This is a genomic window from Thermanaerothrix solaris (assembly GCF_032334255.1).
In the GTDB taxonomy this organism is placed as follows: domain Bacteria; phylum Chloroflexota; class Anaerolineae; order Anaerolineales; family Anaerolineaceae; genus Thermanaerothrix; species Thermanaerothrix solaris.
In genome coordinates this window covers 240,777-266,196 of the sequence record NZ_JAUHMF010000001.1, presented here as the reverse complement: position 1 = coordinate 266,196, position 25,420 = coordinate 240,777, and the positions used below count along the sequence as shown (strand labels likewise).

Below are 25,420 nucleotides of genomic sequence, written 5' to 3'. Positions count from 1 at the left end.
TTCACGGATCACTAACCCAAGTTCCTTATCCCTAAATTTCAGTTCGGCGGCGAGTTCTTAGCGCCTCCCGGGCAGCCAAAGTGGCCTTTGTAACTCCAAGGATCTGGTCGTATGGAATAGGGGGTTGGCCTGTGGTCGTAATCGCCTGCATAAAGGCCCCCCATAAGCCACGATGTCCCTTATCCTGGCGCATCGGTTGTCGGAATACCTGGCGACGACCCTCCACCACTATTTCCAATGTTCGAAAATCATCCAAAATGGCAATCTTCCCTTCACAAAAGACCTCGATTCGTTCTTTGGGATACGATTTGTGTCCATTAGCAAGATAAGATACAAGACCCACCGAACCATCCGCAAACTCATACATGAGCGTAAAATTATCTTCACGATAGACGCCGTTATCGGGCAATGATACGGCTTCAACGCTTGTGGGCGAATTCCCAATAAGATAAATCAGGAAGTCAACGAAATGGCATCCTTCACCAATGAGACGCCCACCTCCCTGGTGAAGATCGTGCAACCAGTGATTAGGTGGTAAATACCCGGCGTTAACGCGGTAGTAAACATGCATCGGTTGACCACGGTTGGCGAGGAATGCCTTTAGGCGTTCCGCCAAGGGCGCAAAGCGGCGATTGAAGCCTACAGTTAACAAGGGCAAATCCTCTGAACAAAGCAACGCCTCCAGCCGCTCTACCTCTTCCCAGGTTATGGCCAGAGGTTTCTCACAAAAAGTATGCTTTCCGTGGGTTAATGCCTGTTCAACCTGACGCGCGTGATGATTATGGCGGGTTAGAATGGCAACTGTATTGATGGTTGCATCCTGCCAAATCTCGTTCTCATCCGAACTTGCAAAGGCAAAACCAAATTTCTCGGCAGCATGTCGCGCATGCAAACCGCTCATCGAAACAATCCCTACCTTTTCAACCTCATTGAAAGATCGAATCATCGGGAGAAACACCGCCGTGGCGTAATTCCCCGCCCCCAGTACCCCTAATCTAACCTTTGAAACCAAAGGTTCCTTCGGTGGTCTCAAATTAATCCGTTTGGTTGAGGGTAAGAATTGTTCCGATTGTGGGTAAGTAATCAGTACACCCAGACTCGGGTCTGCCCCTTTCGTAGTAATTAGCGTATATGCTTGGTCAGCGGCATCTATCGGGAAGCGGTGTGTGATTAGCGATTTCACATCTAAGAGGCCTGCACCGATCAAATTAGCCACAGCCTCAAGGTTGCGCCCCTCGGTCCAACGCACATAGCCCAGTGGATAATCCTGACCTTTTTCCTCATAGGCGGGATCATAACGCCCAGGTCCATAGGATCGTGATACAACAAACGATAATTCTTTCTCATAGTAGAGTTTACGCGGTAATTCCAAACCCACCGCACCCACGGCTACCACCCGTCCCCGATCCCGTGCTAAATGTCCTGCTAATTCAACCGGATCATTGGATGGGGTATCGGCACAAATAATAACTGCATCAAATCCCCGACCTTGCGTCAAGGCACGACCGGTTGACTCAGCGTCAGTGCGGGGCACGGCCATTAAGCCAAGCATGCGCCCCTTCTCCACACGCCAGGGATCCACATCAATCCCTAGCCCCTGGCATCCACTGGCTTTGGCTATCTGTAATGTCAACAAACCCAAAACCCCCAATCCAATAACTGCCACTGTCTCACCGAGTTGGGTATCTGCCAGGCGGAAACCGTGCAATGCAATCGCCCCTAGAGTCACAAAAGCACCACTTTCAAAATCAACACCCTCTGGGAGACGCGTGACCAGTAAACGAGGCACCACCACATATTCTGCATGCACGGCATATCCACCACCCGCACATGCCACGGGGTCGCCCGGATGAAGATCACGAACGCCTTCCCCTACTTCCACCACGATTCCCGCCGATGAATACCCCAGGGCGATGGGTTGGTCCAAACGATTTAATGCCGTCTCCAATGCCGTGACCACACCTTCACGACGTACCTTCTCCCACACCTGACGCATCAAGTCCGGTCGGGCGCGTGCTTTTCCCAGCAGGCTCTTCTCAGCAAATGAAACTAGCATTCGCTCCGTGCCTACCGAAACCAGCGATGCAAAATTGCGCACCAACACCATCCCCGGGCCAGGTGTAGGCACCGGTACATCCGCTACGATTGTGCGCCCATCCCGCAGGTTCTTCAATACTTGTTTCATGGGTTATTTGGCGTAATCTACCGCTCGGGTTTCGCGGATCACGGTGACTTTTATTTGTCCCGGGTACTGCATGGTTTCTTCGATCTTCTTGGCCACATCTCGCGCTAAACGCAATGCCGCCAAATCGTCAATTTCTTCAGGGCGCACGATGATGCGAATTTCCCGACCGGCCTGAATGGCATAACTCTGGCTAACTCCTTTGAAGGAATTAGCAATTTCTTCAAGTGCACGCAGGCGCTTGATGTATTGCTCAAGATCCTCGCGCCGTGCACCCGGACGAGCCCCTGAGATCGCATCCGCTGCTTCCACAATGACCGCTTCAATGCTCTCTTGCTCCACCTCGTGGTGATGAGATGCAATAATGTTCACAACTTTGGATGGCACACCATAACGGCGGGCAAATTCGGCACCGATCATCGCATGGGTGCCATCGGTATTATGATCCATCGCCTTGCCCAGGTCATGAAGCAGACCACCCATACGAGCGGCTTCTACGTCCGCGCCTAGTTCCGCCGCCAGGACAGCCGCCAATTTGGCAACTTCAACAGCGTGCGCCAATTGATTCTGCCCATACGACGTGCGATATTTGAGACGCCCTAACACTTTGATAATCTCAGGATGCAATCCGGTGACTCCGGCATCGTAAGCAGCCTGTTCGCCCGCTTCAACTATGGCTTTCTCAACCTCGCGCTGTTCTTCGCTCAATATTTTCTCAATTTGAGCCGGGTGAATACGACCGTCACTGATCAAGCGCTCTAATGAGCGTCGTGCAATTTCACGTCGGATGGGATCAAAACAGGAAATCGTCACCGTCTCCGGCGTGTCATCAACGATGACATCTACCCCTGCCGCCTGCTCAAAAGCGCGGATATTCCGACCGTTCCTACCCACAATGCGTCCTTTCATTTCTTCGTTGGGCAGCGAGATCACCGAAGTGGTAACACTGGAAACGTGATCTGATGCCACGCGTTGGATGGCCTCAGCGATTAATTCACGAGCACGTTTCTCACCTTCTGCGCGGGCTTCGGATTCAATCTGCCGGATCACACGCGCCATATCCGCTCGCGCTTCCTTCTCAACCTCTGCCAACAGCAAACTACGCGCTTCTTCCACCGTCATCTGAGCAACGCGTTGGAGTTCTGCCATTTGTTGCTCATACAAGCGCTCAATCTCATTAGCCCGTTTATCCAGGGAGGATTGGCGTTTATTGAGCGCTTGCTCACGCTGTTCCAAGCGCTCAATGCGATTATCCAATTCAAGGCGGCGCTTTTGTAAGCGGTCCTCTTCTCGGGCAATCTCCGAACGCCGACGATTGACCTCGGCTTCGGTTTCTTGGAGGATCTTAAGCGCTTTGTCACGCGCCTCAATCTCGATTAACTTGGCTTGTTCTGTGGCACTGGCGATAATGCTGTCAGCAATCTCTTTCTGCTCGCGTTGAATTCGAGCCACCAAAGAACGCCGTAAGAAGTAAATGACCACCCCCACTAAAATCGCATCCCCAAGTAAAAGCAACAACGTCATTAACCAGAAATTTCCATTTGCACCCATCTTTAAACCTCATTCATGTCATAGTGTCGTGGGTGGCCTGAATCTCATCCCAGATGCGCCGCACGGTTGTCACAACCGTTCCATAGGCAAAGCCCCGCCGCTGTAAGAAGCCAGCCAGTCGCCGCTGGAACGTTGCAAAATCCAAGTTTTTCAAGCGTCGTGCGTAACGCAAACCAGCCCGAAAGGCCAGTTCAGTATCCTCGAGATCAGCCACCGCTTGTTGAATATTTTCTTCTGATATTCCCTTCTGGCGAAGTTCAAAAGCAATTAGGCGTCGGCTGCGCGGACGGCTCAGACTCCGACTTTCCGCCCATGAGCGGGCAAAACGATCATCACGCACCAGCCCTTCTTCAGTTAGACGTTGAAGAGTGGCATCAATGACCGAGGCATCGAATCCTTTGCCCTCAAGTTTATTCCGCAACTCGGCCTCGGACCGAGGGCGGAAGTTTAAATAACGAAGTGCTGCCTGATAGGCCGCCTCACGCGTTTCTTCGGCCTGGAGACTGGCGATCTTCTCATCGCTTAGGGTTTGACCAACCTGCAGCCAGGCTGCGACAATGCGTGATAGGCCAAAGGCAAATGATCCGTCGAGGTAGACATTAACCCGATTCGGGTTACGTTTTTGAACGCGCAGCGCCGTGATTTTGTGCTCCATTTTGTCAAATTTCAATGCGCTGCTTCGCCCGTCTTTTCGGCTCGCTCACGTCCCTCTTACGGGATGACCAGAATGGAATGAATGGGCAAAAGAACGGGGTATCGCGATGATCAATCACCCGGTCCACAACACTTGATAACCCCAGCCAATCCAGGAATCCTTTTCTCTGAATCAGTCTTCAGGCTACCCATCCGTCGTGATTTTCTGGTCGGTGAGCATTTTTCTATAGTCATAATAATCAATATCCCAATACTCAACTGTGTTGCCTTTCGCGGCACACAGAGCCATCTTGACTAGGCATAGCAGCGAAGGAAATATCAGAATTTGTTAATCAATTATACACGATCCTTTAACAAACAATAGAAGTAATTTGGTAACAGTTATTTCCCTATTTAGGCCAATTCATCAAAATTCAGCAAAGTCAACACATCTTTAAGCGCTGCATCAAACACGTCCTGGAGGATTGTTTCTTCAACCTGATAATCCCCTCCAAATACACCATCACCAAATATGGCCCGTGTTTCCTCGGCATTAAGCAACCCTTGGTAGCCCTGCACATGTTTCTCGCCTTGGGGCAGCTCCGTTACCCGGGTAAACGGGAACGCCTCTGCCCATCCCGCATGATAAATCTTAATCCCATAGCGGGCTGCCACAGCCTCAACACTGTGAGATTGCCACCAGGCGTACCACGCAACTTTCATGCCTGGTTTACGATTCGCCAGTTCAACCAGCACGTTCTGGGCAGCGATGTTCCCTCCATGGCCGTTCAGCACCAGAAAACGCCGAAACCCCTGTTCATATAAACTGGTTACCACATCTTCAACCACTCGGATAAACGTCTCAGTGCGCAGGGAAATCGTACCTGGATAGGTCAGAAAATACGGTGATACACCAAAATTCAACGGGGGTGATACCAACACCCCACTCTGGCGACTGGCGGCATCGGCCAATGCCAATGGAATTTTCACATCGGTCAAAAGGCTTAGATAGCCATGTTGTTCACAAGCCCCTAAGACCACCATAATTCGATTATCCCGTTCTAAGTAGCGTTCAATATCCATCCAGTTAAGTTCTTCAAAGCGCATGGAGATCCTCCCTTACGAAAGATAAATAAAAAGGGCGCTGCCTATATCTATTGAGCAGCACCCCATCAGGCTTAAACCACAATGCTGACCAATCGCCGTGGCACGTAGATGATTTGCTGTGGTGGTTTTCCACCCAAATAACGCTGGACGACTTCACTTTGCAAGGCCAGTGCTTTTACTTCTTCATCACTGATTTCTGCATTCACTGTTAAACGATCGCGTACTTTTCCGTTTATCTGGACCACAATGGTGATCATTTCTTCTTTAGCCGCCTCTTCATCTACCTGTGGCCATGCTTGGGCATGGATCGAGTAGGGCTTACCCAGTAATGCCCAGATTTCCTCGCTGATGTGTGGGCATACCGGCGCCAGCATGCGCAGATAAATATCCACTGCCTCATCCCAGGCCATACTGCCCCAGGCACCATTTTGTTTGGCTTTGCTCATCTCATTCAGCAATTCCATGAGTGAGGACACAATGGTATTGAACTCAAACTCGCGAAAGTCACGCGTCACCGAGCGCAAAGTCTGATGAACTTTGCGACGCAACTGGCGCAAGGTTGCCTCATCGGCTTGATTCTGTTCATTAACCGGCTCTAAGATCACTGACCATACACGCCTCAACCAACGATGCACGCCTTCAATACCACCACTGTTCCACGGCCCACCCTGATCCCACCGGGCAAAGAACATCAAGTATGCGCGTACCGTATCCGCCCCATAGCGCGCTACCAAATCATCCGGGGCAATCACATTTCCACGGCTCTTGGACATTTTCTCTGAATCTTCGCCCAAGACCATTCCTTGATTGCGCAGTTGCAACATGGGTTCATTGCCTTTTGTAATCCCAATGTCCCGGCATGCTTTATGGAAAAAGCGTGTGTAAATCAAGTGCATCGTTGCATGCTCAATGCCCCCAGTATAGGTATCCACCGGCATCCAGTAATCATACTCGCGAGGATCAAAGGGCCATTGATCATAATGAGGGCTCAAATAACGCAGGTGATACCATGACGAACACATAAACGTATCCATAGTGTCCGTCTCTCGCTCGGCTGGCCCTCCACAGGTCGGACACGTGGTGAATCGCCAGGTGGGATGTAACTTTAGCGGGCTCTCACCTGTGGGCCGCCATTCCACATCGTCTGGCAACAGCACTGGCAATTGATCTTCAGGAACGGGCACAGTACCGCATTTCGGGCAATAAATAATAGGAATAGGCGCGCCCCAATAACGCTGCCGCGAAATCAGCCAGTCACGGAGTTTGTAGGAAACTTCAGCCCGCCCTAATCCATGGGCTTCTAGGTATTCAATAACCTTGCGAATGCCCGGATCATTATGTCCTTTACCATTGACATAAGTGCCGTTCAACGGCCCGCTATTAATCATGTATCCTGGCCCGGTGTAGGCTTGCTCCATCGTGTCACCATCCAACACCATCCCTTCGGGTTGAATAACGGGAATAATGCGCAAGCCATATTTACGAGCAAAGGCGAAGTCACGTTCGTCGTGGGCCGGAACCGCCATAATGGCACCGGTGCCATAACTCATCAGTACGTAATCCGCAATCCAAATTGGGATACGCTCACCATTAACCGGGTTGATGGCATACCCACCAGTAAACACCCCCGTTTTTTCTCGATCGGCGGCTTCACGTTGAATATCCGATTGGCGGAGAGCTTGGTAAATGTAGGCTTCAACTGCCGCTTTCTGTTCGAGGGTGGTCACCTTCTCGACCAACGGGTGCTCTGGAGCGAGTACCATAAACGTCGCTCCCCATAGCGTATCCGGGCGCGTGGTGAAGACCTCGATAGGATCCCCTTGTTCAGTTCGAAATGTTACCGCCGCTCCCTCAGAACGCCCGATCCAATTAATTTGCAGTGTACGCACCCGCTCTGGCCAGTCAATTCCCTCGAATGAGAGCAACTCTTCGGCATACTTTGTCAGGCGGAAGAACCACTGCTCCAGGTTTTTCTTGATCACTGGTGTGCCACAACGTTCACAAACACGATCCTCGCCTACGACTTGCTCTCGGGCCAAAGTTGTATTGCAAGATGGACACCAATCTACCATTCCGCCTTTGCGGTAAGCCAAACCATTTTTGTAGAATTGCACAAAGAACCATTGTGTCCAACGATAATACTCAGGATCCGAACTTATGGCTTCACGCCGCCAGTCAAACATCGCCCCCATACTCTTGAGTTGCTTGCGCATTCGTTCAATGTTGCGGTAAGTCCATTCTTTAGGATGAATGTTATGTTTGATCGCGGCGTTTTCTGCGGGCAAGCCGAAGGCATCAAACCCCATCGGGAAAAGCACGTTGTAACCTTGCATACGCATAAAACGCGCCCGCGCATCTGAGGGCGTCATGGCATACCAGTGACCAATATGCAAATCCCCTGAGGGATACGGCAACATGGTCAATGCGTAATGTTTGGGGCGGCTGTAATCAATATCGGCATGATATAAACCATCCGCCTCCCATTTTTCTTGCCATTTGCGTTCAATTTCAGTTGGGTTATACGTTGGAACCGAGATATTCATCCTCGATCTCTCCTGAATTAGCAATCTTGGTTCAAAATAAAACAACCTTCGCCACGACAGGGACGAAGGTTGTTCTCCGCGGTACCACCCCGATTGCCCGAGCCGATCTACAGCGCTCGGACCACTCTTTGATGCGCTAACGGGCATCACCCGTCCCTGGCTACTCTTGTTCACCCGGGCGACTTGCCTCGAACATCGAGGCGGCAGGCGAGTTCGATCTTGTTGGCCCTCCGCAAAGGCCTTGCCGGGTTTCCACCCTCCCCGACTCTCTGGCGGATGATCTACTACTCCTGCCCTGGTCTTACAAAGTGAGCCGGGAGATGGCTCCTGGCTCACATCTCGTGTGGACCCAGGGGGATTCGAACCCCCGACCTTCTCAATGCCATTGAGACGCGCTCCCAACTGCGCTATGGGCCCATATGCCTTTTTAAGGTTCGGCTTGCGCCTGGTGGACCTGAGGGGATTCGAACCCCTGACCTCTTCAGTGCGATTGAAGCGCGCTCCCAACTGCGCTACAGGCCCTCATCAAGGGTAATCAAATTCTAATCGGAAGGCTTTATGCTGTCAAGGAACCGCGTTCTATCAAATAAAATGTTACCGAGATATGATCGTTCACTCAAAAGAAAATGTTACCGGAGTGAACGAGATGGCCGAAACCGATCCAATGACCGTAGATGAGCGTCGCAAGTACTTACACAAGATACGGCTGCGGTACTGGCGGGCGGAAGGGCGCAAAGAGCGCAGCCGTCTGCTGGATGAAGCCCAGGCCGTGACCGGGCTGCACCGCAAATCGCTGATCCGTTTGCTGAATGGGGAGCTAGGACGCAAGCGGCGTAAGCGGGAGCGCGGCAAGAGGTATGGGCCGGAGGTAGATGCGGCGATTGCGGTGATCGCTCGCAGTCTGGATTATCCCTGTGCCGAACGTCTGCAACCGAACCTGGTCTGGATGGCCAGGCACTTGCAAGCGCACGGTGAATTGCTCCTGAGCGAGACAACGCTGGAATTGCTGGGAAAGATCAGCATTTCCAGTGTGCGGCGGCGCTTGCCGGCTTCGCAACGGGCTGCCCAGCGCCTGGCGCATCGGGTGGGACGCCCGGCCCCGACTTCCAGCGTGAGGTCGTTCATCCCGATGCGGCGCATTGCCTGGGAGGAACGTCAGCCCGGGCACCTGGAAGTCGACCTGGTGCACCACTGCGGCTTAAGCTCCCAGGGACAATACGTCCACACCCTGCAACTGGTGGACGTGGCCAGTGGCTGGAGTGAGTGTGTGGCAGTGCTGGGACGCTCCTGGCTGGTCATGCAAGACGGCTTTGAGCGCATTCGCCAGCGTTTACCCTTCGCAATCCGCGAATTGCACCCGGATAACGGCAGCGAGTTCCTGAACGCCCATCTCCTGCGTTACTGGAAGGACAAAGTGAAAGCAGACGTTTCGCGCAGCCGTCCCTTTCACAAGAACGACAATCGCTTTGTGGAAGAAAACAACTTCTCGCTGGTGCGCGCCTATGTCGGCTATGGTCGGCTGGACACGGTGGAACAGACCCATTTGCTCAACCAACTCTATGACAAACTCTGGCTATACCATAACTTCTTCCAGCCCGTCCTGCGCCTGCAAGAAAAACGTATCCGCTCCGAACAGACGCCTGCCAAAGTCAAACGCATGTACGCCCCTGCCATCCCGCCTCTCGAACGGCTCATCCAGGCCGGTGCACTCTCCCCGGAGAAACAGGCGGCCTGCCTGGCCCTGCGTGAGCAAACCAATCCCATGCGCTTGCGTGAAGAGATCCAGGCGCTGGTTGACCGCCTCGCCCACCTGCCCTGTGCTCCAGAGGGTCAGGTGGAGGATGTCCGCCTGACCTTACAACAGCCAGAGCATTCACATGTCTGATCGGCTGGTCGTTGGCTATCAGCGCTTGTGTGGCACCCCCGAAGGCCAACTGGCCAGATTGTTCTTTGACATTCAGCTTTTCCATCCCACCTTCCCTGAAAGGAGTGGCCGCTTGGGTAACATTATCTTTTGGCAGAACAATAGCCGTTCGGTAACATTATCTTTTGGCTTGACACGGGAACGCATTTCTTCGCAAACTTATTGTTTCCCATCTCCCAATCTAAGAGTAGTCCATCTAGAGATTGGCACAGTTCTTGCATTTATATATGGCAATCCCCTTAGACTCTGCGAGTACCATGAGACGATCTGAAACGCACCAATTCCAATCCTCAAACCCCCTACTCTCCCCTAGTCGTTTGGGGTTTCATTATTTTCCCGATACACTGCATTATACTGCCCACGATCTTCAAACTTGGTTGCCACTGCTCATGCGCCTCAAGGTGGGCTGGCTGGTGTTGGAGTCCTCACCCGCACGAGCCATTCCGGAAGAATTTATCCGTGGCCTGATTCATCAGGGTATTACTCCCCTGATCCAATTCCCATTCTCGCCATCTGCCCCACCCGCCTTCAAAGAAGTTGCTCCTATCATGGAAGCCTATATCAAATGGGGTTGTCGCTACATTCAAATTTTTGATCGCCCTAATCTCAAATCCACCTGGGGGATGTCTTACTGGACCCACCCTGACTTGACCGAAGCATTTGTAGATGCCTTTTTGCCCTGGGCACAGTGGATTGTGAAATGTGGAGGCAACCCGATCCTTGCTCCCCTTTATCCTGGAGGCGATTACTGGGATACAGCCTTCCTCCAAAATGTCCTTGTCATTCTAGAACGCCGACATCAATATGACATTGCGGATAATTTACATCTCTCTGCCTATGCCTGGACCCACAATCATCCCCTTGAGTGGGGACAAGGAGGACCATTAGCCTGGCCCGAAGCCCGCCCCTATGATCAAAACGCTCAAACACAAGATCATCGAGGGTTTCGTATTTTTGAATGGTATGAAGCCATTGCACAAGCCGTCTTAGAACGTTCACTGCCCATCCACATTTATCAGGTGGGGCTACCCGGTGACCCTCTAGACTTGATCCACCGCCCCAATTCATGTCATCCAACCGAATTTCCTGCCACACGAGAGGTGTTTTTCTCTCTTTCCTCGATCTCGTCGCCTGTACCCAATGACTACCCTCCCTATTTAGCTTCCTGCAACTTCTGGTTGCTAGCCGCAGCGGCGGACAGTCCATTTGAAGCCCAGGCTTGGTTTCAAGAGGGAAAACCGCTCACCCCAACACTAACCCAATGGTTAGAACCCGCTTTGGTGCACTCGAGTTTAAAAGGCTCACCAGAAATTTCAGACGTGCTGGAGCGCATGGGGCGCCCTATTCGGCATTACATCCTTTTGCCCCCCACTTGGCATATTCACCCAGAAACTATTTCTTTTCTACTTACTCAGATTCCAGCTGGAGATCAACCCACTTTTGGTACGTCGTTGACTGAAGCCATGTTTGCCCAGTGCGTTACCGTGGTAGATCCCGAACAACACCCCCCTGAAATTTTCATCCAATTAAAAGCCAATGGATGTGAGGTTCAAAGTGTCCAATTGGCTCCCAGTTCCCAATTTTCAGAATAGTGAGGTGCGCCATGAACTTGCGTTTGTTTGAAACACCCTCCCCTAAAACGACCGAAATAAACGCCCCCAAACCCGTCTTAAAAGTCATTGGGTTGGGCGGAGCAGGATGTAATGCGGTTAATCGCATGATTGAGTTAGGAATTAGCGGCGTCGAGTTTATTGCCGCGAATACTGACGCCCAAATTCTGCAACAATCACTGGCGCCGGTCAAAATTCAACTTGGGCCCCGTCTTACGCGTGGCTTGGGAGCGGGAGGAAATCCCAGCGTTGGCGAAGCCGCGGCAGAGGAAAGTTACCGCGAATTGAATGATGCCCTTTGCGGCGCCGATATGGTATTTCTCACTGCTGGCATGGGCGGCGGAACAGGTACCGGGGCTATTCCCATCGCCGCTCGGGTTGCCCGTTCGTTAGGGGCTGTCACCGTTGCCGTGGTTACGTTGCCTTTCATGTGGGAAGTGGGCCGTCGCCAAACGAACGCTTCAGAAGGGTTAGCGCGCCTTCGCCCCTATACCGACACCCTGATCACCATACCCAACGACCGCTTGCTGGCCATTGCCCCCGAGAACCTCCCCCTAGAACTGGCCTTCCGATTAGCGGATGATGTCTTACGTCAAGGTATCCAAGGCATCTCGGAATTAATCACCGAACCGGGCTTGATCAACATTGACTTTGCTCATATCCGCCAGGTCATGCAATCAGGAGGTGGTTCCGTACTTTCAATTGGTTTTGGTCAAGGTGAAGGGAAAGCCCAAAAAGCCATTGAACAGGCATTGCATCATCCCTTGTTGGATTCGATCAACCTTGAAAATGCCTCTGCGGTTATTGTCAATTTCACAGCCGGCCCTGATTTGACCTTCATGGAAGTCGTAGAGGCTCTTAATGACCTTCAAGCCCGCACCAATAATCGCATTGAAATTATCCCCGGAGTAGTTACGAATCCCGCCATGGAGGATCGGGTTCAGGTCATTATGGTAATTACCGGCCTTGGAGCAACACCTGTCGAAATGCCCAAAAAAGAGAGAATCTCAACCCCGAAAACTGCAGAAGCAATAACTGCCTCTACGACGGCAATTCCTGTTTCTGTATCCCAAGTAGATGACGATATTTCGCCCGTAAATAACCTTGACATCCCGGCTTTCCTGCGTCGGCGTGCACGCTAAGGGTTGCTTATGGACGCACAAACTCTACATAAGGTCTGTCGTCAGATTTACAATCGTTTTCCTCAAGTAGAGGGGCAAAAACCCAAAATCAAGCCCCAAACCGAGGAGATTTTCCTTCTAATATTTGAAAGCCGCGCCACCTCTGCTGACGGCAAATCTCACCATCAAATTGTGCGGGCTACGGTTACCAAGAACGGAAAAATCCTTAAAACCAGTCTTTCACGCTAGTTAAGGAGGGCATCCATGTTTCACTCATTTCTCCAACGCATTGAAATTGCATGGTGGGATTTTTTCATCGCAAGCCTTACTCACATCACGCCTCTTCAACAAATACTGCGCTATCTATATCGCTTATGGAAACGCTACTCATTGGACATGTATCTGAAGTTTCTGCTCCTTGCGGCTGTTGGAGGTTTCTTGACCGGTATGATCATAGCCCAATTCACAGTACGATGACGGGAGTCCTATGAAACATTGGATGGTCTTGGCTGTAATCATTGGCCTTGGATTAGGACTGCTACTAACACAGCCTGGATCTGCCGCGCCAGGCACACCGGGTTCATCTGATCTTGCTATTGGAGTGCACTTCTACCCCGGTGGACCGCTATCAGACATTGCGCTTCAAAACCTCGCGGATTTGAAACCCAATTGGGTTAGCGTTTCTCTATCCTGGCAAGAACTTCAGCCCACCCCTGATACACGTCTGAACTTTAACCAACTTACCCCCCTTATGCAACTAGCCACGCGCGAAAACATACCCGTGATGGTCAGCCTGACCCAGGCGCCATCCTGGGCGTTATCGCCCTCTGGACCTGACCCGGTGTTGACAGCTCAATTTATCCTTTCGCTTGCCCAGCGTTACCCTGGTGCCCTTCGCGCAGTGGAACTTTTCCCGGCTGCCAATACTCCAGAGGGTTGGGGAAGCACCCCCAATCCAGACCATTACGCCTCTCTATATCGTGAGGTCAAACGCCGGGTTCAAGAACAAGTTCCATCTCTTTACCTGGTGGCTGGTGGTTTACAACCCCCCACACCGAATCAAATTTCCACGGGGGCATTGGATGATCTTTACTTTCTAGAAGGACTTTACCAACAGGGCATGGCTCAGGACATGCCCATCTTAAGCCTACACCTCAGCCCATTAAGCGGCGACCCTTTAAAGCCCCCTTCATCAAAGGCTCCATGGGGTTTACGTCATTATGAGTCCATACGCCAAATGATGCTTTCTTCTCACCACGAGAATGGTGTAATTTGGATCACGCGTTTGAGCGTTCCCGATGGTAAAATAAATCCCGAGGACAAGGTTTATCTAGCAACTGAGCAAGAGATCAAGTGGTTGCGTCAGGCGCTGGCGCAAATTCGTTCTCAATTGTATATTGGCAATGTCTTTATTTATGACCTTAACCCATCTCAAACTGGCTTAGAGACCAGAAGTCTAATTCTTGGAAAAAGTGAACGGCACCCACTTTACCCTCTTATCAAATGGGTGCTCCAACAAAACAGCCCTGTCGGAGCACAACTCGGCCGTCCTAAGGACCAAGCCCTAATAAAAAATCGCGACCGACCTTGAAAAATGGGCAAACGAATTGGCATGCTGATTTTTCTCGTTTTTTTCATCTGTGCATTTTTAGGTTACCTGACTAATCGCTACATTACTAATGCTTCTAATAAGTCCCAATTAACCGCCACTCCGTTACCGACACTTCCTAACCAACGCAATCTTCTGATCCTTGTCATCAACGATTTTGCCCTTTCTAGCCCAGAGGTAAAAGACCTCTGGGCTCTCATCATTTACTACCCGCAACGCAAACTGATCTTTCAACCCTTATCACCTACACCACTACCCGATCATAAATTTCCCAAGTTCACCCAAATTTGGGATGTAGAGAACAAGCTATCCCCCCTTTTTATGGATCAAGCCACACGGGTTTACCAGATACCCTGGCAGGACTATTTGGTTTTAGACAGTACCGCGTTGAGGCAATTAAGCCAATGGTCATTAAACTCTGATCAAGGAACAGACACTGGCCAAGAACTTGCCGCCAGAGATGTATTCACCCAGATATGTCAGCGCATCCAAGGCTCGGGAGAGGCCTTATCGAACCTCATCGAGCAACAAATTCACCTTCCCGATCATTTCCATTCTAGCCTCTCACTTGAAACAGCGTTAGAAATTCGCCATAGACTTGATTTAGAAAACAATAACCCGCTAGAATGCGTGGTCTTCCAGCCTTGATAAACCACTTCTAAACACGGTTTTAATAATCCTCTTATATAACCGTGCTATATTAGGCGCTGGTTTAACCAAACCCGCGTGATCTTTTCGTTGAAAGGAAAACAAAACCCTTACTCAACCTCATACTCTAATCTTTCATGGAGGCGAGATCCGATGAAACGCCATATCGTGAACCTCTTCCTTGCTCTCGGGTTAGCCCTCTTGAGTACAGTCTCCGTCGTTTTTCCTGCCTTAGCCCAAGACCTTTCTCCCAATAGCAACTCATCTAACTTAACCCTCTATACGTCCTATCCAAGCATTGTAGTTGGACCAGGAGAAACCGTCTCGGTTGATGTTCATGTCCGTGTTGCCTCCCAACCCGAGGTAGTGCATCTTGAGGTTACCGAAGTACCCGAAGGTTGGACAGCAACGCTCCGTGGGGGTGGCAAAACCGTGCAAGCCGTCTATGTTCAAGCCGATAGCGAGGTAAACCTAGATTTACGTTTAGACCAGCCGAAAACCATAACAGCGGGTACTTATCGGGTTGTAGTCACGGCTCGTACAGCCAATGCCAGCGCCCAACTCCCTATCGAAATTACGATCAAGGAGAAGCAACCCTCACGTCTAACATTTGACGTTGACCTGCCCGTATTGCGCGGTTCACCTAGCACCACCTTCCGTTATAGTGTCACTCTCAAAAATGAGGGAGATGACGAAATCACCGTGAACCTAAGCGCTAACGCCCCACGTGGCTTTCAGGTCAATTTCCGCTATGGTGGACAGGATGTTACCTCGTTACCTTTAGGCGCAAAAGAGAGCAAATCCATTACCGTTGAGGCTCAACCCCTGGTAGATATTACTGCCGGAAGTTACCCCATTACGATCATAGCCCAGGGTAATGATGTTCAGGCTTCGCTTGATCTCACCGCCGAGGTGACCGGGCAACCTTCTTTGAGCATCACCACCCCCGATGGTCGTCTTTCGGGTCAGGTTTACACCGGACGCGAAACATCCATTAAATTGGTGGTTCAGAACACGGGAAGTGCCCCCGCCCAAGGGGTAAAGCTATCTGCCAGTGCCCCCAGCGGCTGGACGGTCACCTTTGATCCTGAAGTAGTGGAGGAAATCGCTGCTAATGGACAGGCCGAGGTCACTATTAAGGTAAAACCCGCCGATAACGCAATCGCAGGCGATTATATGCTCACCCTGCGGGCCACCCCTTCACAGGGAGCTTCCAAGTCGGTAGACTTTCGAATTACCGTGCTGACTTCTACCTTGTGGGGCATTACCGGTGTTATCCTAATTGCGGTTGCTGTTGGTGTTGTGATGCTAGCCGTTACCCGCTTTGGTCGTCGGTGATCTCACAGGAGGCTCGGATATGAGCGAGGTCATCGTAACCAAGGACTTAACCAAGAAATATGGCGACTTTGTTGCTGTTGACCATTTGAATCTAACTGTTCGGAAAGGCGAGGTGTTTGGTCTTCTCGGCCCCAACGGTGCCGGGAAGACCACCACCATTCTAATGATCTTGGGGCTGACTGAACCAACCTCGGGAAGCATCCGAGTGTTAGGTTATGACCCCACTCGCCAGCCGCTAACCGTCAAGGCACATGTAGGGTATCTCCCCGATCAGGTTGGGTTTTATGACGAACTTACAGCGTATGAGAACCTGATTTATATTGCCAAACTCAACGGCTTATCCCGCGAGGAAGCCAACCGAAGGATAGAAGAAGCATTAAGGAAAGTTAATCTAAGCGAGATGCGGGATAAGCCCGTCGCCACATTCTCTCGCGGGATGCGCCAGCGATTAGGGGTAGCCGAAATTTTGATCAAACAACCTCAGATCATCATTATGGACGAGCCAACCCAAGGACTAGATCCTGAAGGGGCACGAGAATTTCTGGACATCATCCGCAATTTACGTTCAGAAGGCATTACCATTTTGCTTTCTTCACATCTTCTACATCAAGTTCAGGCGGTTTGTGATCGGGTTGGCCTTTTCCACCGAGGCAAAATGATGCTGGTCGGCACCGTGGATGAACTGGGACGCAAAGTGCTTGGAAAAGCCTTCCGCATCTACTTGGAAACACCCGACATAACGCCCGCTATCCTTGAAGCCCTAAAACAGATCCCTGGTTCCGTTAATGTGCGCCCTCTTAATGCAACCATGCTTGAGATTGAAGCGACCTCAGATATCCGTCATGAAGCAGCCAAAGCGCTCATCGCTGCTGGTGGTCAATTACGGGGTTTAAGCATGGAAGCCCAGAGCCTCGATGAGATCTACGCTCAGTACTTCCAGGAGGTGGAACATGTCCGTGCTTGAACGAGTTGAAGCGCAATCCATGCGTGAAGGTTCTCCCTGGACGGGTCTTTGGGCCGTGGTCGCCAAGGAAATGGCTGACCATTTGACCAGTGCCCGTATGCGCATTCTAGAACTCTTGATTCTGCTCACAGCAGGTGGCACCGTTTATGTGGCTATGCAACAGATTCGCGCTTCAATTGGCAGCGACCGCTTTATTTATTTGAAACTGTTCACCCTCTCTCAGGACCCGCTTCCCTCGTTGATCGGCTTTCTGGGTTTCCTGGTTCCCCTGATTGCTATTGCCTTAGGTTTTGATGCGGTTAATGGTGAATTTAACCGCAAGACCCTATCTCGAATTCTATCCCAACCGATTTATCGCGATGCGTTACTATTCGGTAAATTTCTAGCAGGGCTTTTCACTCTTAGTTTGGTCTTTTCAGCCATTTGGCTGCTTATTTTTGGCATGGGGCTCATTGGGCTGGGAGTGGCTCCCAATGGTGAAGAGGTCGGGCGTTTGCTGTGGTTCTTAGTGGCTACCATTTTCTATGGTGGCATCTGGTTAGTTCTCGCCCAAATGTTCTCGGTCGTATTTCGCCAACCGGCAACCGCTGCTCTTGCGGCCATTGCCACTTGGTTATTTTTCACCGTCTTCTGGAACATCCTGGCCAGTCTAATCGCCCAATCCCTACGCCCTGTACAGTATGGATTGCTTCAAGAAGCCTTGGCTCAAGCCGAGCTAGAACTTGCCCTTACGCGTATCTCTCCTAACACCCTATATGCAGAGATTGCCATTGCACTGTTGAATCCAACTGTACGCTCTTTGGGTTTCGTACTGCCATTCCAACTTGAAGGCGCAATTCTTGGATCACCCCTGCCTCTACACCAAAGTGTGCTGCTCATCTGGCCGCACTTAACCGGCCTGATCGCAGCGACTCTCCTCTTGTTTGCCCTCGCTTATGTTCTATTCCAGCGCCAAGAAATTCGGGCCTAGACTTTGAATAAACCAGGAGGGGCAGATTTTTCCCCTCCTGGTAATAACGGGTGGTTCGCGACAAAAACTTGCCTGCTGCCCTCCCCTTGCAGTAGAATAATCATAAGGGGATTATGTTTGGCCCCTGTAGCTCAAAGGACAGAGCAGCGGACTTCTAATCCGTTGGTTGTGCGTTCGAGTCGCACCAGGGGCATTGACCGAAACCAATCTTTTTAGAGGTGTTTATGAACAATCAACATTGGCCAGAAAGAAAAGGGGTTTTCCAAATCGCCGGTCAGGATGTAACCCTTATTGGTAACGAAGTCCGAATTGGTGACCAAGCCCCTGAATTCATTGCCCAAACCCAGGATTGGCAATCCATTCCGATTTTAGCCTCAACCAAAGGCAAAGTGCGTATTCTGGCAGCTGTACCTTCGCTCAACACTACAGTTTGCGACCGAGAGGCTCGCCGTTTCAATGAAGAAGCCTCGGCCTTAAGTGAAGACATCGTTATTATTGTTATTAGCATGGATCTCCCTTATGCCCAAAAACAATGGTGTGGTGCTGCTGGCGTAGATCGGGTGCTGGTGGTATCCGACCATATGGATGCCGACTTCGGCAAGAAATACGGCTGTTTAATCAAAGAACGACGCATCCTGCGGCGCTCTGTTTTTGTCGTGGATCGAAAAGACAAAATCACCTACGCGGCTTACATGCCAGAACAGGGTCAGGAACCGGATTATCTCGCCGTCATCCAAGCCGCCAAAAATGCGCTAATGGCACAATAGGAGTATGATGCAAGAAAGGATGTGCCCATGATCCCAATCGTATTTCGCTCAGGTTCGCATAAATCCTCTACCGAAAGCGAGACCCTCTTGCTTATTACACGGGGAGTATCCTACCACTTCACCGTTCACTCCCGCGTTTGGCGTCCCCCTACCGACATTTACGAAACGGAAGATAAAATCATCGTGTTGGTCGAAATAGCCGGGATGCATGAAAAAGATTTTATCGTCTCCCTGGATCGCAACCGGCTGAGTATTTCGGGGGTACGTTCTCAACCCTTGGATGAACGTCGAGCTGTGCATCAAATGGAAATTCCTTTTGGCGAATTTGCCCTCGAACTCGACATTTCTGTCCCTATTGACCTTGATAAGGTAACAGCCACCTATGAAAATGGCTTCCTACGGGTCGAGTTACCTAAGCGTCAACCCAAATCCATCGAGATTTCAACGGAGGGGTAAATTATTATGGGAGCCTATCGCTGGCCTGTTCTCAAGCCGTGGGAATTTCCACTTGATACCAATGCTGAAGAAGAACTCCAGGAGGTTCTTTTACCCCCTGAAGAGGTCAATCCTATCAATGAAGCCCCCCAAAATCCGGCTGAACCCCAATCCCAAAGCAGTAACGAAGGATTGATCAAACTCCCTGAAATTCTGCCCATTCTTCCTTTACGCGGCCTTGTCGTTTATCCTCAAACCATGGTGCCGCTGACCATAGGGCAACCGCGTAGCATTCGTTTGGTGGATGATGTGGTTGCAGGCGAACGACTTTTTGGTCTGGTGGCATCTAAAGTGTTTGAAATTGAAACCCCTGGTCCGGAACATCTCTTTCGCGTTGGTACTGCCGCAGTTATTCATCGCATGTTCCGGGCGCCTGATGGCACTATCCGCCTCTTAGTACAAGGGCTTGTCCGTTTTCGCATTATTGAGTTCACTGCAACCGAACCTTACCTGATGGCCAGGGTTGAGGTCCTTCCTGAGATCCTGGAAACAGGACTTCAAGTGGAGGCGCTGGAACGCAACGTCCGCGAGCAATTCATCCACATGGCCGAATTGATTCCATCTATGCCGCGGGAATTGGTTGCCACCATTGCGGCTATACCTGATCCCTTACAACTGGTCTACAACATCGCCAACATCCAGCGCATGGACATCAACGATGCTCAGGAGATCCTAGAACTCAATCGCATTAGCGAAAAACTTCAAAAGCTGGTAACCATCCTGGCCCGTGAAATTGAGGTTCTTGAATTAAGCCAAAAAATTCAGAAAGAAGCCCGCTCCGAAATAGACAAGGTCCAGCGAGAATACTTTTTACGCGAGCAGCTCAAAGCCATTCAACGCGAATTAGGCGAGGGAGACGAGCAAGCCGCAGAGATCGAGGAATTCCGCAAACGCATTGAAGCCGCCAAAATGCCCGAAGAGGCTGAAAAACAAGCCCGTCGCGAATTGGATCGTTTGGCCAAACTCCCTACAGCCGCCGCCGAATACGGCGTCATTCGCACCTATTTGGATTGGTTAGTCTCGCTCCCTTGGTCCATTACCACACCGGATAACCTGGATATTCAAAACGCCCGGCGCGTTTTAGACGAAGATCACTACGGCCTTGAGGATATCAAAGAACGTATCTTAGAATTTCTGGCCGTGCGCAAATTGCGGCAGGAACGCAAAGAACTTTTACAAACCCAAACCACTAGCGACCGTATTCGACGCGAGCGGGAAGGTGTCATTCTTTGCTTCGTTGGACCGCCTGGTGTAGGGAAAACGTCTCTTGGACAATCTATTGCACGCGCACTAGGGCGAAAATTTGTGCGCATATCCTTGGGTGGGATGCGCGATGAGGCTGAAATCCGCGGCCATCGTCGCACTTACATTGGAGCAATGCCCGGACGGATAATTCAAGCCTTACGCCGCGTGGAATCGCGCAACCCCGTCTTCATGCTGGATGAAATAGATAAACTTGGGGTCGATTTCCGTGGTGATCCGGCGTCGGCACTACTTGAAGTTCTTGACCCTGAACAAAACGCAGAGTTCCGTGACAATTACATTGAGGTCGCCTTTGACCTTTCCCAAGTCATGTTCATCACTACAGCCAATACCCTTGAGACCATTCCAGCCCCCTTGCTGGATCGTATGGAGGTGATCCAGTTATCAGGATACACTGAGAACGAAAAATTAAAGATTGCCCGGTATTACTTAATCCCACGCCAGATTCGTGAAAATGGCTTAAAGACTGAGGAAGTTGAATTCACCGATGAAGCCATTTTAAATATAATCCGCCATTACACCCGTGAAGCCGGGGTTCGCAATTTAGAGCGAGAAATCGGGGGCGTCTGCCGCAAAGTTGCCGTACAAATTACTGAAGGCAAAGCCACCCAGGTCCACGTGGATGTTGAAAAGGTGCGCGAGTACTTGGGACGCCCCAAGTACCTGGCTACACAGGAAATTATTCGCCGCACGGAGATTCCCGGCGTCGCTATCGGCTTGGCCTGGACCCCGGTCGGTGGCGAGATTCTGTTTGTGGAAGCCACCCGTATGCCGGGCAATAAGGGCTTTATTACGACTGGATCGGTCGGTAAAGTGATGCAAGAATCCGCTCAAGCAGCGCTTTCTTACGTACGTGCCCACGCGGTTGAGTTAGGCATTGACCCCGAGATTTTCGAGAAGTCTGACATCCACCTGCACGTCCCCGCCGGAGCACAACCCAAAGATGGGCCATCGGCAGGTGTCACCATTGCTACCGCACTGGTCTCCCTGCTCACCGGTCGGTTAGTCCGTCATGATGTAGGAATGACAGGCGAAATCACCTTGCGCGGCCAGGTACTGCCAGTAGGTGGGATTAAAGAGAAAGTTTTAGCTGCCCATCGCGCCGGGCTTAAAACAGTGATTCTCCCCAAGGATAACGAAGGCGATCTGGAAGACCTGAGCGACGAGATACGCCAAGCCATTAACTTCGTCCTCGTCGAAACTGTGGATGAGGTGCTTCAGAATGCCCTCGAACAACCTGTCTCCGAACCAGCATCATCACCTGCCCCTTAAGAGGGTGTATGATCAAAATTTTCCTCATCGAAGACCATGCGCATACTCAACAGTTGTTGAGAACACTGTTGGAACTAGAAGGGTATCAGGTTATCACCCCTTCATTACCCGACCCACAAAAGATTGTGGGGCTCATACATGAGCAACATCCTGCAATCGTCATTCTCGATGCGCATCTGCGTGAATTCAGCGGTTTTGAAATCCTTGCTTCCTTGCGTAAATCTTCTCTCGAGTTCCAACCCAAAGTGATATTGACCTCAGGTGAAGACCTAGGCGTGGAGTCGTACAGGGCAGGTGCAGATGCCTTTCTGCTAAAACCCTTTGCTCCTGAAAAATTGCTCAACCTTATCAAAAGTCTGGCTATTCCACAAGGCTCGTAACCCATGACGTCTTTACGTGTGGCAATTCTAACCGTATCGGACCGGTCCTTCCGTGGCGAACGACCCGACAGTTCAGGTCCTCTGCTTGAGAAATTTCTCACTGAACAGGGGTGGAAAGTTGTGGCAACGGCAATCGTTCCCGATGAGGAAGAGATGATTCGCCAACAACTCCTCCAATGGTGTGAGGAGGATATCACAGATCTTATTTTGACAACGGGTGGCACTGGGGTAAGTCCTCGAGATATCACCCCCGAAGCCACCCAAAGTATTATCGAGCGCCCACTTCCAGGAATACCAGAAGCCATGCGTGCTGCTAGCCTTAAAATCACTCCACACGCCATGCTTTCACGCGCCACTGCCGGGCTTCGAAAACGTACCCTAATCATTAACCTTCCCGGGAGCCCCAAAGGGGCTATTGAAAATCTCCAAATCATCCTCCCGGCTCTTCCCCACGCTGTTGCTCTTTTGCGCGAAAGTCCCGAAGCCGAAAAGGGACATCACCTTCAAACATAAACATTGGATGATGGAGGTTGACAATTATGGCCGAACACACAACTGAAAATCGCGCCGGTCACCTGCGCACCACGGTTCATCTGGAATATGGGGAAGTGGTAGCGCTTTGCCGCTGCTTTAAATCCAAACAATTCCCCTTTTGCGATGGAACCCATAAAACCTTAGACAGCGAAGTGGGCCCGGTTGTTGTACATGCGCCCAAAGAGCCTCAGGCTGATGAAGGGAACAATTAGGATACCATCCTGTTCCCCAAATTACCTGGTAACGTTTGAGTTTCCAGTGCAGTGCGAAGATCTTCATCGCGGCGAAGGGTAAACACAGGTACCCCTAATGCTTGGATTTGCTCCCGTGTAACGGCCACATCACCTCTTCCGCCAAATGAACTTCGATCTACTAAAACCAAAATGGGATTAAGGTCGCGTCGAAGTAGTTCCTCAACTGCTAAAACCACCTCCTGACCGCTGACTGCGGTCACCAGAATAACCGTTGTTCCACGTACCAAATAACCAGCCTGACTTTGAACTAACCCTAAGAGGGGAAGATGACCATTGGGTTGGACAAAGGCCAAGATTTCTAAAAATTTATCCAGTTGCCGTTCGCCGCGTTCTGCCGGCAAAATGCTTAAATTGGGACCAACACAAGCAAAGCCCAACGCGCGGCCGTGGCGTAAATAATATCGGCCGATAGACGCCGCCGCCGAAATAGCATACTCAAAGGTGCTCGGCGGTAAGATCGGAGCTGATTTCTGCATCCAGATCCAAACAGGCTGTCCGTGAGCAGCCACCGTATCTTCTTGTGAGACATGAGCGCTCATGTGCGCATCTAAAAACAGCCAAACATCCGCATAAGGATCCTGCTCAAATTCCTTAACCATGAACCGGTCATGCCGGGCCGTGCTTCGCCAGTGGATACGGTTAAGGGGATCGCCCGGAAAATACTCCCGTACCCCTGCTGCATAGGGGGTCACCTCTGTGCTACGCCGATGAAGGGCTCTTCCGCCGGGCAGCCGGCCAAGCGGCGCCGGGAAAGAATGTATATCTACCATGTAAGGGAGAACCAACAAGGTTTTCGAGGCTGGCACTTCTCGTCGCACTGCAAACAGGCCAAACGGATCCCCAGAGACCAAAATCGTTGGCCCCAAAGGGAAAGCCCCTCGTCGATGCAATATCGTGCGAGTCACGAAGAACCGCTCTTCGCCTCGGCCAATTTCTGAAAGAACGCGTGAGAAGTGTTTCTCAGGTAAAGGGGAAAGATCTCGAACCTCTAACCAAATTATGTTGAGATATCCTGTATTCCGAATCTCAAAGCGCTCTTCGAATATCTGACCAACTTGATAACGAAACCCGCGAGCTTGCCGTTCAACCTGTACATGGCGTAGAATTTGCGACGTCCATAGCCATGAGAACACTATGAGCAATGCGATGCCATAGGCCAAACGAAGGTAAACACGTGTAGTCGCCCCTCCCCCTAGGAAAAGGGCAACGACAACGAAGGCTAATGCTCCAATAAAAAATAACGAAGTTCGGCGGATAATCATTCGCTTTGTAGTTTCTGTACCACACTTCCCCCCGGCACCGGAAGGGTCATCAAGATTTCGCGCAAGATTTGCTCTGCCGTTAGATCTTTCAATCGCGCCGCTGGCTGGATAATAATTCTATGGGCCAGGACATGCTCGGCTAGCACCTTGATGTCATCTGGAAGAACATAATCGCGTCCTTTGATCGCCGCACGTGCCTGTCCGGCGCGATATAACCCCAAACTCCCACGTGGACTGGCACCGAGATAAACATCGCTATGATCACGCGTTGCACGCACCAATTCTACGATGTACCGTTCCACTGCTGGAGAAACATAGACGGTCTTAATGGCTTCTTGAGCTTCCAGCACCTCTTCTGCGGTGGCAACTGGTTGTAAGTCCAACAACGGGTGTCGCAGTTGTTGCAATTCTAATATGCGGATTTCATCGGCAAGTTCCGGATATCCTATACGTATCCTCATCAAGAAACGATCCAACTGCGCCTCGGGTAGCGGAAAAGTGCCCTCATATTCAATCGGGTTTTGCGTCCCCAACACAATAAATGGTTGAGGGAGGGGGTGAGTAATACCATCTACGGTGATTTGGCGCTCTTCCATTGCTTCTAGCAAAGCCGATTGTGTCTTTGGCGTCGCCCGATTGATTTCGTCGGCCAATACTACCTGCGCCACAATTGGTCCAGGGCGAAACTCAAACTCTCGTGTTGCCTGATTGAAAATTGATACTCCAGTAACATCACTGGGCAGCATATCTGGGGTGAATTGAATGCGGCTGAATGCACATCCAAGCGATTTGGCCAGACTGCGTGCCAGAATCGTCTTTCCTACCCCCGGAACATCATCAATCAGCAGGTGTCCTTGACAAAGCAGTCCGATGACGACTAGTTCCAGCGTTTGACGTTTTCCAACAATAACCTTTTCAAGGTTTGCCAATAATTTATCAGCGAATTGCTGGACTTTTACTGCAACCATGTCCATAATTTAGGTCTCCCTTCTC

24 protein-coding genes and 3 tRNA genes are annotated in these 25,420 nt (G+C 50.9%); 18 read left to right on the top strand and 9 right to left on the bottom strand.

What is annotated here, in order from left to right:
* Window positions 1-31: 31 nt before the first annotated feature.
* The 7 genes from QYE77_RS01270 to QYE77_RS01240 form a co-directional block, all read right to left on the bottom strand.
* Window positions 32-2,185, bottom strand: a complete 2,154-nt coding sequence (locus tag QYE77_RS01270) for a bi-domain-containing oxidoreductase (protein WP_315623490.1) — start codon at window positions 2,183-2,185, stop codon at window positions 32-34.
* Between the two features lie 3 nt (window positions 2,186-2,188).
* Window positions 2,189-3,733, bottom strand: a complete 1,545-nt coding sequence (gene rny, locus QYE77_RS01265; protein ID WP_315623488.1) for a ribonuclease Y — start codon at window positions 3,731-3,733, stop codon at window positions 2,189-2,191.
* A gap of 13 nt (window positions 3,734-3,746) precedes the next feature.
* The gene (locus tag QYE77_RS01260) at window positions 3,747-4,388 is read right to left on the bottom strand and encodes a regulatory protein RecX (RefSeq protein ID WP_315623486.1); all 642 of its coding nucleotides are present in this window, start codon (window positions 4,386-4,388) and stop codon (window positions 3,747-3,749) included.
* 392 nt (window positions 4,389-4,780) lie between these two features.
* Window positions 4,781-5,473 carry a creatininase family protein gene (locus tag QYE77_RS01255; RefSeq protein ID WP_315623485.1) on the bottom strand — a complete coding sequence of 231 codons (693 nt, stop codon included), beginning with the start codon at window positions 5,471-5,473 and terminating at the stop codon, window positions 4,781-4,783.
* 71 nt (window positions 5,474-5,544) lie between these two features.
* Entirely contained in the window at window positions 5,545-8,016 is a 2,472-nt protein-coding gene (gene leuS, locus QYE77_RS01250; protein ID WP_315623483.1) for a leucine--tRNA ligase, read from the bottom strand.
* A gap of 344 nt (window positions 8,017-8,360) precedes the next feature.
* Window positions 8,361-8,433, bottom strand: a tRNA-Ala gene (locus QYE77_RS01245).
* Between the two features lie 29 nt (window positions 8,434-8,462).
* Window positions 8,463-8,538, bottom strand: a tRNA-Ala gene (locus QYE77_RS01240).
* A gap of 82 nt (window positions 8,539-8,620) precedes the next feature.
* On the opposite strand from QYE77_RS01240, the gene QYE77_RS01235 reads away from it, so the two are divergent.
* The 18 genes from QYE77_RS01235 to QYE77_RS01150 all read left to right on the top strand — a co-directional run bounded on the left by QYE77_RS01235 (window position 8,621) and on the right by QYE77_RS01150 (window position 23,123).
* Entirely contained in the window at window positions 8,621-9,901 is a 1,281-nt protein-coding gene (locus tag QYE77_RS01235; RefSeq protein ID WP_315623481.1) for a hypothetical protein, read from the top strand.
* A complete protein-coding gene (locus QYE77_RS01230) occupies window positions 9,894-10,211 on the top strand; it encodes a hypothetical protein (RefSeq protein ID WP_315623479.1) in 318 nt (105 codons plus the stop codon). Before QYE77_RS01235 ends, QYE77_RS01230 begins: the two co-directional genes overlap by 8 nt.
* Window positions 10,198-11,532, top strand: a complete 1,335-nt coding sequence (locus QYE77_RS01225) for a hypothetical protein (RefSeq protein ID WP_315623477.1) — start codon at window positions 10,198-10,200, stop codon at window positions 11,530-11,532. The genes QYE77_RS01230 and QYE77_RS01225 overlap by 14 nt, the downstream gene beginning before the upstream one ends.
* Window positions 11,533-11,543: 11 nt before the next feature.
* On the top strand, window positions 11,544-12,692 hold the full coding sequence (gene ftsZ / locus QYE77_RS01220) for a cell division protein FtsZ (RefSeq protein ID WP_315623475.1): 1,149 nt from the start codon (window positions 11,544-11,546) through the stop codon (window positions 12,690-12,692).
* Window positions 12,693-12,701: 9 nt separating this feature from the next.
* Window positions 12,702-12,920, top strand: a complete 219-nt coding sequence (locus QYE77_RS01215; RefSeq protein ID WP_315623473.1) for a hypothetical protein — start codon at window positions 12,702-12,704, stop codon at window positions 12,918-12,920.
* A 15-nt stretch (window positions 12,921-12,935) separates the two neighbouring features.
* Window positions 12,936-13,148 carry a hypothetical protein gene (locus QYE77_RS01210; RefSeq protein WP_315623471.1) on the top strand — a complete coding sequence of 71 codons (213 nt, stop codon included), beginning with the start codon at window positions 12,936-12,938 and terminating at the stop codon, window positions 13,146-13,148.
* 10 nt (window positions 13,149-13,158) lie between these two features.
* A complete protein-coding gene (locus QYE77_RS01205) occupies window positions 13,159-14,262 on the top strand; it encodes a hypothetical protein (RefSeq protein ID WP_315623469.1) in 1,104 nt (367 codons plus the stop codon).
* Between the two features lie 3 nt (window positions 14,263-14,265).
* A complete protein-coding gene (locus tag QYE77_RS01200) occupies window positions 14,266-14,928 on the top strand; it encodes a hypothetical protein (protein ID WP_315623467.1) in 663 nt (220 codons plus the stop codon).
* 153 nt (window positions 14,929-15,081) lie between these two features.
* Entirely contained in the window at window positions 15,082-16,266 is a 1,185-nt protein-coding gene (locus QYE77_RS01195; RefSeq protein WP_315623465.1) for a COG1470 family protein, read from the top strand.
* Between the two features lie 19 nt (window positions 16,267-16,285).
* Window positions 16,286-17,230, top strand: coding sequence for an ABC transporter ATP-binding protein (locus QYE77_RS01190; protein ID WP_315623463.1), 945 nt, complete (start codon window positions 16,286-16,288; stop codon window positions 17,228-17,230).
* Window positions 17,217-18,200, top strand: a complete 984-nt coding sequence (locus QYE77_RS01185; RefSeq protein ID WP_315623461.1) for an ABC transporter permease — start codon at window positions 17,217-17,219, stop codon at window positions 18,198-18,200. The genes QYE77_RS01190 and QYE77_RS01185 overlap by 14 nt, the downstream gene beginning before the upstream one ends.
* Window positions 18,201-18,320: 120 nt before the next feature.
* Window positions 18,321-18,393, top strand: a tRNA-Arg gene (locus QYE77_RS01180).
* Window positions 18,394-18,424: 31 nt separating this feature from the next.
* Complete coding sequence (gene tpx / locus QYE77_RS01175) at window positions 18,425-18,967, top strand: thiol peroxidase (protein ID WP_315623459.1); 543 nt, start codon at window positions 18,425-18,427, stop codon at window positions 18,965-18,967.
* 27 nt (window positions 18,968-18,994) lie between these two features.
* Entirely contained in the window at window positions 18,995-19,423 is a 429-nt protein-coding gene (locus QYE77_RS01170; RefSeq protein WP_315623457.1) for an Hsp20/alpha crystallin family protein, read from the top strand.
* A 6-nt stretch (window positions 19,424-19,429) separates the two neighbouring features.
* Window positions 19,430-21,997, top strand: coding sequence for an endopeptidase La (gene lon / locus QYE77_RS01165; RefSeq protein WP_315623455.1), 2,568 nt, complete (start codon window positions 19,430-19,432; stop codon window positions 21,995-21,997).
* An 8-nt stretch (window positions 21,998-22,005) separates the two neighbouring features.
* Window positions 22,006-22,377 carry a response regulator transcription factor gene (locus tag QYE77_RS01160; protein WP_315623453.1) on the top strand — a complete coding sequence of 124 codons (372 nt, stop codon included), beginning with the start codon at window positions 22,006-22,008 and terminating at the stop codon, window positions 22,375-22,377.
* 3 nt (window positions 22,378-22,380) lie between these two features.
* Window positions 22,381-22,890 carry a MogA/MoaB family molybdenum cofactor biosynthesis protein gene (locus tag QYE77_RS01155; protein ID WP_315623451.1) on the top strand — a complete coding sequence of 170 codons (510 nt, stop codon included), beginning with the start codon at window positions 22,381-22,383 and terminating at the stop codon, window positions 22,888-22,890.
* Window positions 22,891-22,916: 26 nt separating this feature from the next.
* Window positions 22,917-23,123 (top strand): CDGSH iron-sulfur domain-containing protein, encoded by a 207-nt coding sequence (locus tag QYE77_RS01150; protein WP_315623449.1) that lies wholly within the window; start codon window positions 22,917-22,919, stop codon window positions 23,121-23,123.
* Here the strand turns inward: QYE77_RS01150 and QYE77_RS01145 are convergent.
* Together QYE77_RS01145 and QYE77_RS01140 are read right to left on the bottom strand one after the other, a co-directional pair.
* On the bottom strand, window positions 23,120-24,427 hold the full coding sequence (locus tag QYE77_RS01145; RefSeq protein ID WP_315623447.1) for a DUF58 domain-containing protein: 1,308 nt from the start codon (window positions 24,425-24,427) through the stop codon (window positions 23,120-23,122). The genes QYE77_RS01150 and QYE77_RS01145 overlap by 4 nt on opposite strands.
* On the bottom strand, window positions 24,424-25,395 hold the full coding sequence (locus QYE77_RS01140) for an AAA family ATPase (RefSeq protein WP_399389866.1): 972 nt from the start codon (window positions 25,393-25,395) through the stop codon (window positions 24,424-24,426). Before QYE77_RS01140 ends, QYE77_RS01145 begins: the two co-directional genes overlap by 4 nt.
* Window positions 25,396-25,420 lie beyond the last annotated feature (25 nt).

Coding starts and splice junctions, on each gene's coding strand:
- QYE77_RS01185 (WP_315623461.1), top strand. CDS start 17,217: ATGTCCGTGCTTGAACGAGTTGAAGCGCAATCCATGCGTGAAGGTTCT.
- QYE77_RS01205 (WP_315623469.1), top strand. CDS start 13,159: ATGAAACATTGGATGGTCTTGGCTGTAATCATTGGCCTTGGATTAGGA.
- QYE77_RS01145 (WP_315623447.1), bottom strand. CDS start 24,427: ATGATTATCCGCCGAACTTCGTTATTTTTTATTGGAGCATTAGCCTTC.
- QYE77_RS01235 (WP_315623481.1), top strand. CDS start 8,621: ATGATCGTTCACTCAAAAGAAAATGTTACCGGAGTGAACGAGATGGCC.
- tpx (WP_315623459.1), top strand. CDS start 18,425: ATGAACAATCAACATTGGCCAGAAAGAAAAGGGGTTTTCCAAATCGCC.
- QYE77_RS01215 (WP_315623473.1), top strand. CDS start 12,702: ATGGACGCACAAACTCTACATAAGGTCTGTCGTCAGATTTACAATCGT.
- QYE77_RS01225 (WP_315623477.1), top strand. CDS start 10,198: ATGAGACGATCTGAAACGCACCAATTCCAATCCTCAAACCCCCTACTC.
- QYE77_RS01210 (WP_315623471.1), top strand. CDS start 12,936: ATGTTTCACTCATTTCTCCAACGCATTGAAATTGCATGGTGGGATTTT.
- QYE77_RS01155 (WP_315623451.1), top strand. CDS start 22,381: ATGACGTCTTTACGTGTGGCAATTCTAACCGTATCGGACCGGTCCTTC.
- QYE77_RS01190 (WP_315623463.1), top strand. CDS start 16,286: ATGAGCGAGGTCATCGTAACCAAGGACTTAACCAAGAAATATGGCGAC.
- QYE77_RS01140 (WP_399389866.1), bottom strand. CDS start 25,395: ATGGTTGCAGTAAAAGTCCAGCAATTCGCTGATAAATTATTGGCAAAC.
- QYE77_RS01255 (WP_315623485.1), bottom strand. CDS start 5,473: ATGCGCTTTGAAGAACTTAACTGGATGGATATTGAACGCTACTTAGAA.
- rny (WP_315623488.1), bottom strand. CDS start 3,733: ATGGGTGCAAATGGAAATTTCTGGTTAATGACGTTGTTGCTTTTACTT.
- QYE77_RS01270 (WP_315623490.1), bottom strand. CDS start 2,185: ATGAAACAAGTATTGAAGAACCTGCGGGATGGGCGCACAATCGTAGCG.
- QYE77_RS01160 (WP_315623453.1), top strand. CDS start 22,006: ATGATCAAAATTTTCCTCATCGAAGACCATGCGCATACTCAACAGTTG.
- QYE77_RS01170 (WP_315623457.1), top strand. CDS start 18,995: ATGATCCCAATCGTATTTCGCTCAGGTTCGCATAAATCCTCTACCGAA.
- QYE77_RS01260 (WP_315623486.1), bottom strand. CDS start 4,388: ATGGAGCACAAAATCACGGCGCTGCGCGTTCAAAAACGTAACCCGAAT.
- leuS (WP_315623483.1), bottom strand. CDS start 8,016: ATGAATATCTCGGTTCCAACGTATAACCCAACTGAAATTGAACGCAAA.
- QYE77_RS01150 (WP_315623449.1), top strand. CDS start 22,917: ATGGCCGAACACACAACTGAAAATCGCGCCGGTCACCTGCGCACCACG.
- QYE77_RS01195 (WP_315623465.1), top strand. CDS start 15,082: ATGAAACGCCATATCGTGAACCTCTTCCTTGCTCTCGGGTTAGCCCTC.
- QYE77_RS01230 (WP_315623479.1), top strand. CDS start 9,894: ATGTCTGATCGGCTGGTCGTTGGCTATCAGCGCTTGTGTGGCACCCCC.
- ftsZ (WP_315623475.1), top strand. CDS start 11,544: ATGAACTTGCGTTTGTTTGAAACACCCTCCCCTAAAACGACCGAAATA.
- QYE77_RS01200 (WP_315623467.1), top strand. CDS start 14,266: ATGGGCAAACGAATTGGCATGCTGATTTTTCTCGTTTTTTTCATCTGT.
- lon (WP_315623455.1), top strand. CDS start 19,430: ATGGGAGCCTATCGCTGGCCTGTTCTCAAGCCGTGGGAATTTCCACTT.